The sequence below is a fragment of the Treponema sp. TIM-1 genome (genome assembly GCF_046533115.1).
In the GTDB taxonomy this organism is placed as follows: Bacteria; Spirochaetota; Spirochaetia; order Treponematales; family Breznakiellaceae; genus JAIRMO01.
In genome coordinates, this window is record NZ_JAJQRC010000013.1 from 14,270 (window position 1) to 26,225 (window position 11,956).

The 11,956-nt window shown below is 54.2% G+C and carries 10 protein-coding genes; 6 read left to right on the plus strand and 4 right to left on the minus strand.

What is annotated here, in order from left to right:
- Window positions 1–14: 14 nt before the first annotated feature.
- The gene (locus LQZ21_RS07240) at window positions 15–680 is read right to left on the minus strand and encodes an IS3 family transposase (protein WP_411043613.1); all 666 of its coding nucleotides are present in this window, start codon (window positions 678–680) and stop codon (window positions 15–17) included.
- Window positions 632–982, minus strand: a complete 351-nt coding sequence (locus LQZ21_RS07245) for a transposase (protein WP_411043614.1) — start codon at window positions 980–982, stop codon at window positions 632–634. The genes LQZ21_RS07240 and LQZ21_RS07245 overlap by 49 nt, the downstream gene beginning before the upstream one ends.
- A gap of 277 nt (window positions 983–1,259) precedes the next feature.
- On the opposite strand from LQZ21_RS07245, the gene LQZ21_RS07250 reads away from it, so the two are divergent.
- Window positions 1,260–3,080 (plus strand): phosphoenolpyruvate carboxykinase (GTP), encoded by a 1,821-nt coding sequence (locus LQZ21_RS07250; protein ID WP_411043615.1) that lies wholly within the window; start codon window positions 1,260–1,262, stop codon window positions 3,078–3,080.
- A 43-nt stretch (window positions 3,081–3,123) separates the two neighbouring features.
- Here LQZ21_RS07250 and LQZ21_RS07255 read toward each other — a convergent pair whose 3' ends face one another.
- Together LQZ21_RS07255 and LQZ21_RS07260 are read right to left on the minus strand one after the other, a co-directional pair.
- Entirely contained in the window at window positions 3,124–3,552 is a 429-nt protein-coding gene (locus tag LQZ21_RS07255) for a cyclic nucleotide-binding domain-containing protein (protein ID WP_411043661.1), read from the minus strand.
- 28 nt (window positions 3,553–3,580) lie between these two features.
- Window positions 3,581–6,157 carry a spermidine synthase family protein gene (locus LQZ21_RS07260; protein ID WP_411043616.1) on the minus strand — a complete coding sequence of 859 codons (2,577 nt, stop codon included), beginning with the start codon at window positions 6,155–6,157 and terminating at the stop codon, window positions 3,581–3,583.
- A 254-nt stretch (window positions 6,158–6,411) separates the two neighbouring features.
- Here LQZ21_RS07260 and LQZ21_RS07265 point away from each other — a divergent pair, with 254 nt between their 5' ends.
- The 5 genes from LQZ21_RS07265 to LQZ21_RS07285 all read left to right on the plus strand — a co-directional run bounded on the left by LQZ21_RS07265 (window position 6,412) and on the right by LQZ21_RS07285 (window position 11,718).
- Window positions 6,412–7,461, plus strand: a complete 1,050-nt coding sequence (locus LQZ21_RS07265; RefSeq protein ID WP_411043617.1) for a protein-L-isoaspartate O-methyltransferase family protein — start codon at window positions 6,412–6,414, stop codon at window positions 7,459–7,461.
- Between the two features lie 120 nt (window positions 7,462–7,581).
- On the plus strand, window positions 7,582–8,841 hold the full coding sequence (locus LQZ21_RS07270) for an ABC transporter substrate-binding protein (RefSeq protein WP_411043618.1): 1,260 nt from the start codon (window positions 7,582–7,584) through the stop codon (window positions 8,839–8,841).
- Between the two features lie 85 nt (window positions 8,842–8,926).
- On the plus strand, window positions 8,927–9,814 hold the full coding sequence (locus LQZ21_RS07275) for a carbohydrate ABC transporter permease (RefSeq protein WP_411043619.1): 888 nt from the start codon (window positions 8,927–8,929) through the stop codon (window positions 9,812–9,814).
- A 16-nt stretch (window positions 9,815–9,830) separates the two neighbouring features.
- Window positions 9,831–10,652, plus strand: coding sequence for a carbohydrate ABC transporter permease (locus LQZ21_RS07280; RefSeq protein ID WP_411043620.1), 822 nt, complete (start codon window positions 9,831–9,833; stop codon window positions 10,650–10,652).
- 10 nt (window positions 10,653–10,662) lie between these two features.
- Window positions 10,663–11,718, plus strand: a complete 1,056-nt coding sequence (locus tag LQZ21_RS07285) for an amidohydrolase family protein (RefSeq protein WP_411043621.1) — start codon at window positions 10,663–10,665, stop codon at window positions 11,716–11,718.
- Window positions 11,719–11,956: the final 238 nt, after the last annotated feature.

The following is an 11,956-nucleotide window of genomic DNA, read 5'->3' on the forward strand; positions in this document are numbered from 1 at the left end:
AGGTTGACAAATTTTTATGCAACCCTACGGTGCATGTTTTCTGGCGTTTCATAGTTCAGGGACCGATGCGGCCGCCGGGTGTTGTAGAGGAACACCGCCTCAGCTACCGCCGTTAGCGCCTGCTTCTTGCTCCGAAATGAACAGCCCAGACTATATTCCTGTTTCAATATCCCGTTTAACCGTTCCGCCGCGGCGTTTTCGTAACCGTGCAGCTCCTCGGTCATGCTTATCGAGAGCCTATGGGCCTGGAGCTTTTCAACATACCGATGCGAGCAGTACTGGCAGCCACGGTCCGAATGGTGGACGGGGTACGCTCCCGTCGGGAGTTCCTTCAGCGCCATCTCCAGGGTGCGGATAGCCCCTTCGGCTTCCAGGGTGTCCCCCGCATGATAGCCCACTATTTTTCTCGACCACCCATCCATCAGTAGACTGAGATATAGAAAGCCTGCATCGGTACGGATATAGGTAATATCCCCCGCCCATACCTGATGAGGAGCGGTCAGCACCAGCTCTTTGACCAGATTATGAAACACCGGTAGGCTATGCCGGGAGTTCGTGGTGTGGGGTGTGCCGGGAAGCCGGTCAAGCAGCAGCGATTTTTCCCGCAATACCTCAAAAAACCGGTCCCGTCCTAGCTGTACCCCGGCGTACTCCAGTTCCGGCCCCCCAGCCGCTGGCACGCTATATCCAAAAAGGCACTTTCAAGACAATAATCCATGTGCGCATCGGCCAGGGCCGCTTCCAGTTCCCGTATCCGGTGGCGGGCAGCCTGCAATTCATCAATTTCGTTCATCGTTTCCACCTTTATCCGTTTGGGCAGGATATCCTCCCGCCCGTACTGCTTTATCCACGTGCTCAGGGTCGATAGTCCCCGGATCCCGTTCCGGCGCCTGGCTTCTTCCAGGCTCTTATATTTCCCCCCGGCCACGTCCTCGACCAGTCTTAGCTTAAATGCCTCACTGTATCGTACCACTTCTTTCATTTTTCGACTCCTTATGTGACAACTTTAAACCAGGACGCGACAATTTTCCTCACTCCTCATTCCTCTCTCCTCCCTCTTAATTTTTCTCCTTTCCTTCTTCGCCTTCTGCGCCTTTGTGGTTAAATTCTTTTTAAGGCCTTGGTACCCGGTACTGGCTGGCGCCTTCGCGGTCGAATTCCTGTTTTCTTTGGGAATATCAGCCCTTGCGTTTTGTCGCTTTTTTTTATACCTTATAATAAGAAATAATTTTTCTATTGTAACTTAGCAAGGAGTATCCATGAATGTACAAGAACTTAAACACCCAGGTCTTAAGAAATGGGTGGAGGATGCGGCGGCCCTGATGACCCCCGATTCGGTGGAGGTCTGTGACGGCACTCAGGCCGAATATGATCGGATGATTAAAATCACCATTGATACCGGGCTGGCAACCCCCCTCAACCCCCAGAAATTGCCGGGCTGCGTACTTTTCCGGTCCGATCCGTCGGATGTAGCCCGGGTTGAAAACCGAACCTATATTGCCTCGGAAAAGCAGGAGGATGCCGGGCCCACCAATAACTGGATAGACCCGGAGGAACTGAAAAAAACCATGACCGGGCTTTACCGGGGCAGCATGAAGGGGAGGACCATGTATGTGATCCCCTTCTCCATGGGGCCGGTGGGTTCCGATATCGCCAAAATTGGGGTGGAGATCACCGATTCCCCCTATGTGGTGGCGAATATGCACATCATGACCCGGGTGGGGACCAAGGTCCTGGAGGTATTGGGCAGCAACGGCTACTATGTGCCCTGCTTCCATTCCGTGGGTAAGCCCCTGGGCCCCGGGGAAAAGGATGCGGGCAAGTGGCCCTGCGCTCCCCTGGATAAAAAATACATCTCCCACTTCCCCGAAACCCGGGAGATCTGGTCCTACGGTTCGGGTTACGGCGGCAACGCCCTGCTGGGGAAAAAATGCCTGGCCCTGCGGATCGCCAGCGTCCTTGCCCGGGACGAGGGCTGGCTCGCGGAACACATGCTGATCCTCAAGATCACCAACCCCCAGGGAGAGGTTAAATATATCACCGGGGCCTTCCCCTCGGCCTGCGGTAAAACCAACCTCGCCATGCTGATCCCCACCCTGCCCGGCTGGACCGTGGAAACCGTGGGGGACGATATCGCCTGGATGAAATTCGGCGCCGACGGCAGACTCTACGCCATCAACCCCGAAGCGGGATTCTTTGGGGTCGCCCCGGGAACCAACAATGACTCCAACCGGAACGCCATGGAGACCATCAAAAAGAATACCATTTACACCAATGTTGCCCTGACCGAAGATAAAAGCGTCTGGTGGGAGGGGATCGGCTACGACGCCCCGGGAAAACTCATCGATTGGAACGGCAACGAGTGGATCCAGGACAAGGGCAACAAGGAGCAGAAACCCGCGGCCCATCCCAATTCCCGGTTTACCGGCCCCGCCAAGCAGTGCCCGGTGATCGCCAAGGAATGGGAAGATCCCAAGGGGGTACCCATCAGCGCCTTCCTCTTTGGGGGCCGGCGGCCCAAGACCATCCCCCTGGTAAACCAGGCAAAAAGCTGGATCCACGGGGTTTTTATGGGATCTATCGTAGGTTCCGAAGTAACCGCCGCGGCCCTGGACCTTAAAGCCGGCACCATCCGGCGGGACCCCTTCGCCATGCTCCCCTTCTGCGGCTACCACATGGGGGACTACTTTAAACACTGGATCAAAATCGGCCAGAGCCACGACGAATCAAAACTCCCCAAGATCTTCTTTGTGAACTGGTTCCGGAAAAACGAGGCGGGTAAGTTCATCTGGCCCGGTTACGGGGAAAATTCCCGGGTCCTGGCCTGGATCTTCGAACGCTGCGCCGGTACCGGTAAAGGGGTGGACACCCCCATCGGCTTCCTCCCCACGCCGGACGCCATTGCCCGGCCCGCGGGGGTCAGCGAGGATGACATGAAGGAGATCCTCAAGGTGGATATTGCGGGCTGGAAGGCGGAAATCGCCGATGTCCGGCAGAACCACTACCCCAAATTCGGGGACAAACTCCCCAAGGAGTTATACGCCGAATTGGACGCCATAGAAAAACGGCTCAACGCCTAAGGAACCGCGTTGATCGGTAAAAGTCCGGGAGAATGCCGGACTTTTACCGGTCTTTCATCGCCCGATCGTCCATATACCGCAGCCGCCGGGAAAGATCCCGGGCAAGGTTCATGATGATCAGGGAGAAGGTCTTAAGATCGTATTTATAGATCTCCCGGAGGGCCTTATTGGAAATAGCGATAACCCGGAGGGGGGACAGGGTTCTAATGGTTGCCGCCGAAGGCATCACATCCAGAACCTCCATCTCCCCAAAGGCGTCTCCTTCGCTGAATTCATAGAGGACTACCCCCTGCTTGACCACCTCCACCCGGCCCTCCAGTATAAACCGGATCTTGTCATTGGGGGAGCCTTCGACGAGAATTTCCTCCCCCTGCTCGTAGGATTCCTCATCCAGCAGGGGGAGGATCCCCTCGATCTGCTCCGCTAAAAGGCCCCCGAAAAGGGAATATTTTTGCAAGGCGGAAGATTTCATCAAATTCAACCTCCGTTCCTAAAAATTCCTAAACCGAGGGACTGACCTCGATCAACTGCGGGGAGTCCCCGGACTGTTCGGAGCCTCCCTGATTACCTTCCTGGGCAGCCTTGCCGCCCAAATTAACGGGGAACAGGCACCCTACCAGGAGGTATATCCCGATGCCGACCCCCAGCAGCAGGGGGAACCCGCTGGATACGGCCAGGATCCGGGCCAGGGCGCTGCCCGCCACGGATAACCCGCCGTTCATACCCCAGGCCCAGGGGAGCAGGTGGGGTTTATTCTCCTGGAGGCTGTCCAGGCCGTTGGGATAGGGAACCCCCATGAAAAAGGCCGGGGGAGCGATAATAAGCCCTGCGGCGAGGATCCGTAACCCCAAAGCCGCCGAATTAAAATAGTTAAGAAAGCTATCCAGGCCAAAGATATAAAACAGGAAAAACCCGGCAATACAAATACAGGAACCCAACACCACCCTGCCCCGGATCCGTTTGAACCGGCTGCTAACCAGGTTACCCAGGGCGGAAAAAATCAACATGGTGGTAATCACGATGCTGGCGGAATAGGTGGGGTTAGAAAGGAACACCCCCAGCCGCTGGATAAGGAAAATCTCAATCAGCATATAACCGAGTCCCAGCCCCGCATAGTATAAGATGACCCCCACCGCGCCCCGGGGGTGTTGCAGGAGCTGCTTCCTCCGGCCCACCACGGGGATAAGGATCACGATAAATCCGAAGATACAGGCCTGAATCAGCAGCCCCAGGAGCAGGAGATACCCCCATTCCTCGGACACGTCCTCCATCTGATCCAGGTAGAGGGAAAGCAGGTTCAATTTTAAAAACCCCGAATAATAGGGCCGGGAATCCCGGATAGGCCTGATATCGAAGATGTAGTCGTCTTCCACCTGGTTCCGGTCCCCTGCAAGGAATTTAAGAATCGCCCCCCGGTACATATCCGCATTGGTAAAACTTTCCACGGGGTTTTCCTCGCGGCCGTCAAAATGATCCCGGTAAACCGCCATCAGCAGCGCCGTATCCCGCTGGGGAACCTCGGTCGCCGGGGCATACAGGAGTTCAAAGGAACGGGACCGGACAAAATCGTTCAGGGTCACGGTTTCCCCTTCGCTAAAGGCGCCGTTTTTTACCAAAATCGTGGAGGTGGACATAAAAAGGCCAAAGGCATAGAGGCTCTGCCGGGGGTCTTCCATACCCCCCTCCTCCATGGCCAGAATAACCGTGTTTAACAGTTTGAGTACATTCCGGGGAGGATTGAGCCGGTCCCACACGGTGATCGAGAGGATCCCCCCGGGTTTAAGGCTGGTAAGATATTCCTTAATTGCCTCCACGGTATACTTAAAATCTTCGTGGACGACATAGCCGCCGGAATTGGAGAGGCCGATGGAATCCACCAGGCTTATTTCAATCAGGTCATAGGCGGCGGGATGCTCCCCGCAAAAGGCCCGGGGCTCCCCCTGAATAACCCGGATCTGATCTGATTTGAGCAAAGAACCGGTAAACCGGGACACATTGGGATCATCCCGCAAAAGCCGGATCATCTCCGTGGAGGGTTCCACAATGTCGATCTTCCGGGCGCCCTTATACCGGGCAACCTGGGCGTTGATCCCCCCCCCCAGTTCTATCAACAACACGTCGGGGTTCGGGAGTACGGTATAGGGGGCGGCCATGGGAAGATAATCCATATACTCCTGTTCCCCAGGCCGGAGGCTTCCCATAATCCCGATGGGTCCTGAGCCGTCCACAAAGAGCCCCCAGTAGGGCTGGTTGGGCATAACCGAAACATTTAAGGCGGCGTTATCCGAAAGTCCCGGGGCAAAATGAAAGTACTGGGAGGCATACACATGGTATTCCCCCCCGGGCCCATAGGAATGATGCACCAGTTTTGAGTCCGGATACTTGCGGACATAGCTTATGTCCTTATAATCGGATACCCGGATATCCCCCTCCAGAAAAACAAGGCAGAGGGCGCCCAGGGAGGTAACGACCAGCACCAGGAGGTGTAACAGGGAAAACCGGGAAGACTGGGTTCTCTTGTCCCAGGATACGGAAGTAAACAGGGCGGCGATAATGGTGAGCCCCAGGATGGGTAAAATAAGGTACCGGGGGGGGAGTAAAAACATAAACACAATGATAATAAAACCCCCGACCCCGGAGCCAATCATGTTCCAGAAATAAACCCGCTGGATCTCCTCCCGCAGGGCCACAAAGGCGACCCCGGTAAAGGCGGCGATGACAAAAAACGGTACCCCGTAAATAATATAATAGGCCCCGATGAACCACAGTTGCCGGGAATCGGAGGCAAGAAAAACCGGATTAAAGGGAACCATCTGGGCGACGAACACCGCCAGGGCCAAAAGCAGGGGCAGGCTGATGGCGCAAACCGAAAGAATGACATCGGCCCGGGGGCGTACCCAGTCCGCGAGAAAGGTAAGGATGATTCCGGAGATCCCTATCCCCAACAGGGCGGTGGAAATAACCAGGGAGCCGAAATTGGACCAGCCCCCCACTGAAAAAATCCGCATCACATAGAGTTCATAGGAGATCCCCGCAACCGATATAAAGAACAGGGCGCATATCTTTGCATTTTTCATACATAATCCATAATAAGTCGGTCTCCCGAAAATTTTTATTCGGGGAAATAACCTTGAATTTCGGCGAAAAACAAACTTTTAACCGTTTTCCTCTTACATTGAGAGGTTAATGTTTCAAAATTTACTATTTTGAGACAGTCTTAGTATAGTGAATCATTGACTTAAACTCAATATATTTTTACACTATATTCTGGTTGGTTTGGTGGTTTCTTGGCAGTGCTCCCGTTATTTTTATAGGTAAAGTGGTAAATAAAGTGAAAAATTCTAATTCTGTTCCGGCTTTAGTTATTGTGGCCCTGGCAGTGGGCTTAATTATTGGGTTTGTTTTCGGTCTGACCCTGCCGTCCCTGGTTTCCGCTAAATCCGAACGGGTCCTGGCCTATGAAGAAGTGGCGGCCCAATCGGCGGTGGAGGAGGCGGCAAAACTGGCGATCGAACTGGGGGTGGACAGCCCCGAATACGGCCAGGCGTATCAAACCCTTACCAGGGGAGAACGGTACGACGGCCCCGCCCTGGCCCAGTCCATGCCCATCGAAACCAAGGAGGTATGGCTTTCCTGGATGCGGAATAACCGCAACGATTCCCCCCTGTATCTTGAGGAACGATGGAAACTGGCCCATGATTTTGTGGAGTCCTCGGAATTGAAGCGTACCGCGGATGTCCGGGCCTTTTTGCTGGCCCCCCGGGAGCATTTTGTCCGGGAACAGAACCTGAACCTGGCCTACGCCGACACCTGGCTGCCCATAGGATACGGGGCCACCATTACGGACCCGGACGTGGTGGCGATGATGACCACGACCCTCAATATCAATCCCGGGGAACGGGTCCTGGAAATCGGTACCGGTTCGGGGTACCAGTCGGCCATTTTATCCTACCTCACCCAGCAGGTGTATACCATCGAAATAATCAAGCCCCTCTTTATCGAGACGGATCTCCTCTACCGGGATTTGGAAAATTCCTTTCCCGTCTATGGGTCCATTAACCGGAAACTGGGAGACGGCTATTACGGCTGGGAGGAATACGCCCCCTTCGACAAGATCCTGGTTACCTGCTCTATTGATCATATCCCGCCGCCCCTGCTCAAACAGCTTAAAACCGGGGGTATCATGGTGCTGCCCCTGGGACCTCCGGGCCGGCAATATATTATGGAAGTCAAGAAGAACATCGCCGAAGACGGGAGCATTACCCTTACCCGGCGGGATGTGTATAACGGCCTGGGGGTTAGTTTTATCCCCTTCCGGGATGAGACGGGAGCCTCCTACTCCACCTCGGAGCCGGTCGAAAAAAAGGTTATCCCCCGGTAACGGGTGTTCGCCGCGGCTGTTACCGCGGGTACGGCTTGACAAAGGAGGAGCGGCTGTTTCAAAATAAGCGGTGTCGTGATAAAAGTTTGACAGAAACTACTATATAAGAAGGAGATCGTAATGAAAAAGCTTATTTTTTCGATGGTTTTACTCGTGATCATCTTGACCGTTCCCGTATTCGGCGGCGGGGGACGGCAGAGCGTTCCGGCGGGGAAAAAAACCGTTTCCTTTGCCCTTTGGGATGAGATTCAATACCCCGTATTTGCGGAGATCTGTAAGCAATTTACCCAGGAAACCGGTATTGAGGTAGATCTTCAGCTGACTCCCTGGAGCCAGTATTGGACCAAGCTGGACGCGGCGGCCACCGCGGGGAATGCCGCGGATGTATTTTGGATGAACATCTTTTTGCCGAAATACGCGGACGCCGGGGTGATCGAGCCGGTGGATTCCTATTTTACCCGGGACGGATTGGATAAATCCGCCTGGTCCCCGGCGATGCTCAATTTATACACCTATAAGGACCGGCTTTACACCATGCCTAAGGGGATGGATGTGGTGGTGGTGGCCTATAACAAGGCGATTTTCGATAAATACGGCGTCTCCTACCCCACCGAAGGATGGACCTGGCAGGATTTGGAACGGATCGGTGCCCAATTACGGGACAAGATCCAGGCCGCCGGGGGGAGTGAATATCCCCTGCTTATGGAACTGGATCCCCAGCCTTCGTATTTACAGTTCTGGCTCCAGGACGGGGTGGTTCCCTATAGCGCCTCGGGCAGCTCCAGTAATATCGGCCGGCCCGAAGCCCGCAAGGCGTTTGACGATATCCTCAAGCTCATGGATCAACGGATCCTGCCGAATTTTACCATTTTGTCCGATACCAAGGGGACGGACCTCTTCCTTTCCGGCCGGGGGGCCCTGCTTTATGTGGGGAGCTGGAAATCTTCCGTATTGGACGGCGCCTCCTTTGCCTCCCAGATCGGCCTGGTGCCCATGCCTTCTCGGGGGGTCAGTAATGTATGCGCCCTGGGGGGAATCAGCTATGCCCTGAATTCCCGGGCCAAGGACAAGGAATCTGCCTGGCAGCTTATCAAATTTCTTGGGGGCGAAATCAGCAACCGGCTGCAGGCGGAGGCCCGGATCGAAATTCCCGCCTACCTCAAGGCCCAGCCTTCGTATATCCCTTCCTTCCAGAACATCGATCCCACCGCTTTTATCAAACAAAGCGCGGCATCCACGGTATATCCCTCCCATCCCAAAATGTTTGACTGGGACGGGGTCCAGACCGAGCTGGTAACCGAAATTTTCAACCGGACCAAATCTTCCGCCCAGGCGCTGCAGGAATTAGCCGCGGAAGTTGACGCCCTGATGAAACAGTAGAACCGCCGGAGCGGACGGCTATCCGGGGACCCCGGTCCCCGGGCAGGGCAAGGGGGGCAGGGTTTTGTTAAACCGCTTTTGGCACATGAAAAGCCGCTTATACCGCAGAGAGGCCCTGTGGTCCTATATCTTTATTACCCCCTTCCTTGCCGGCCTGGGGGTTTTTTACCTATATACTTTTTTTAACAATATCTATATCAGTTTTACCAATAAAAAAACCTTCGGTGTCCCGGTCTTTATCGGTTTGCAGAATTTTGTAAAACTCTTTGGGGATCCCCGGTTTCGTTCCTCCTTGGGGAATACCCTTAGATATGTGGTTTTCTGCGTACCCGCGGTGATCATATTTTCCACCCTGATCGCCTGCCTTTTGAACGCTAAAACAAAATTAACCGGCCTGTACCGGACCCTGATCTTTATCCCGGCGGTAACCATGCCTGCGGCCATAGGATTAGTGTGGCGCTGGATGATGAATTACGAATTCGGCCTTATCAATGCCTTCCTGGGCTTGTTCGGCGCCGTCCCCCGGGCCTGGCTGAGCGATCCGAACCTGTCCCTGCCGGCGGTATCCATCGTCCTGGTATGGGCGGATGTCAGTACCAAGATGGTCATTTTATTGGCCGGTATCCAGGGTATCCCCCGGATCTATTACGAAGCAGCCACCATAGACGGCGCCGGGGGAATCCGTTGTTTTTTTAACATCACCATCCCCCTCCTCTCGCCGATGATCTTTTTTTGCCTTATTATGGAAAGCATCGGGGTGTTCCAGATCTTCGATTTTATCTATTTGATGATCCCCCGGCTCTCCAGCGGCATGCCCGGGGCCCGGAGCGTGATATGGCTTTTCTATGACGAGGCCTTTGCCCGGTCCAACGAAGGGTACGCATCGGCGGTTACGGTGGTGTTGTTTTTTATTATCCTCGCCATAACCGTCATACAGATGGTGGTCCGCCGGCGCTGGGTCTACGAGGAATAGTCATGGGGGCAGTTTTATGAAGAGGACCATTACTGCGGGTATTGTCCATGGACTGCTGGTGATAAGTTCCTTAACCACGGTCCTTCCCTTTATCTGGATGATCCTCACCTCCTTTAAAACCTACGAAGAAAGCATCCATATCCCCATGATAATCCTGCCTTCCTCCTGGAATTTTGACAATTTTACCGAGGTCCTGGCGAAATTCCCCTTTGCCTATTTTTATACCAATACGTTTTTGATGATGGCGGTGGTAGTAATCGGGCAGCTGGCCATCTGTTCCCTGGCGGCCTATGCCTTTGCCCGGCTGCGTTTTCCGGGCAGGGACCTGGTTTTTCTCCTCTGCCTCTCCCTGATGATGGTTCCGGGTCAGATATTCCTTATCCCCCGGTACAGCTTAATGGTAAAGTGGCGGCTCACCGATACCCTAACCGCCCTCTGGCTGCCCCGGCTGTTCAGCGTATTTGGGGTATTTATGCTCCGGCAGTTTTTTTCCGCCCTGCCCCGGGATCTGGACGAGGCGGCGAAGATAGACGGATGCAGCTACTGGGGCATATACCACCGGGTCCTCTTGCCCCTGATCAAACCCGGGCTGGTATCCCTGGGGATCCTCATCGCCCTGGACTCCTGGAAGGACCTGATGTGGCCCCTGATAGTAAACACGGACATGAAAAAACAGACCCTCTCCGCGGGGCTGGCCTATCTTATCGGGGAACATACCACCATTTATCCCCTGGTTATGGCCGGGGGTTTAATGGCCGCGGCCCCGATGATTATCCTGTTTTTTATATTCCAGCGGTATTTTATTGAAGGCATTGCCCTTTCGGGCATCAAACTATGAAGGAAGTCCCATGTATTACAAATACCCCATCAGCGATGTCCACATTCACGCCCCCACCCGTGCTTTCGCGGAGGAAACCCTGGCCATGGTCCGGGAATTGGGGTATCAAAAATTCGTTGTCCTCAGCTGCGCCTCCCTATTTCCGGAATTTATGGGCAACAATATACTCTGCGCCGCCATCAAATTAAAAAGTTCCGGCCGGGCTTATGCCTTTGCCGCGGTGCATTATCCCGAAACCGGAGCCCCCGGTCCGGAAGAAATGCTTGCCCAGGCTGCCCTGTACCATGAACTCGGGTTTGACGGCATCAAAATGATGGACGGCAAGCCCAATATACGCTTACGCACCGGTATCCCCCTGGACGATCCCGCCTATGATCCCCTGTTTTCTTTCATGGAAAGCGTGGATATGCCCCTGCTCTACCATGTCAACGACCCGGTCGAATTCTGGACCTGGGATCTGATGCCCCGGTGGGCCCAGGCGATGGGGGATCAGGTGTTTTATGGGGACGGGCGTTACCCCTCAAAACAACAGATCGAAGATGAAGCCCTGGGAATTTTGGATAAACACCCCAAACTGCGGGTCATTTTTCCCCACTTTTTTTTCACCGCCATAGACCGGGAACGGACCAAACAGCTATTCGATACCTACCCCCAGGTGTCCTACGATATAACCCCCGGTTGGGAAATGTTTGAGAGTTTTGCCCAGGATTACGAACCCTGGCGGCAATTTTTTATCGATCATTCCCACCGCATCCTCTTTGGGACCGATACCATAAGCGACCATTGGCGGGAAACCGTGAGCTGCCTGCGCCGGGTTATGGAAACCTCCGAGGAATTTGTTGCCTTTGAGGAGCAATGCCGGGGGCTTGCCCTGGACGGGGACGCCCTTAAGGATATTTATCAGCGTAACTTTGACCGTTACCTGCCCAATGCGCCCCGGCCCATGAACCTGGCGGGGTTACGGGCCTACGGCCAATCCCTGTACCCCCGCGCCGCGGCCCTGGGGCAACACAGCCAAAAAGCCGCGGCCGATATAGACGAGGCCCTGGCGGCTCTGGACGCATAGGGAAGCACCGGAAACCGGAGTTTTCAGCGCCTTTCATCATGAGGGGTTGCAGTGGTCTTAAAATAACGTAAGTCGTAAATCCGTCTTATATTCTATAATTATCTATAGACAAACCGGAGAAATGCATATAAAATGAGCGTATAGTGTATTATTGACCGTAAGAAACTGCGATTTCGTTCCGATATAGTACTAGACGGGCTTGCCAAATATGTGATGGGAAGTTTGTCGATTTTCATAA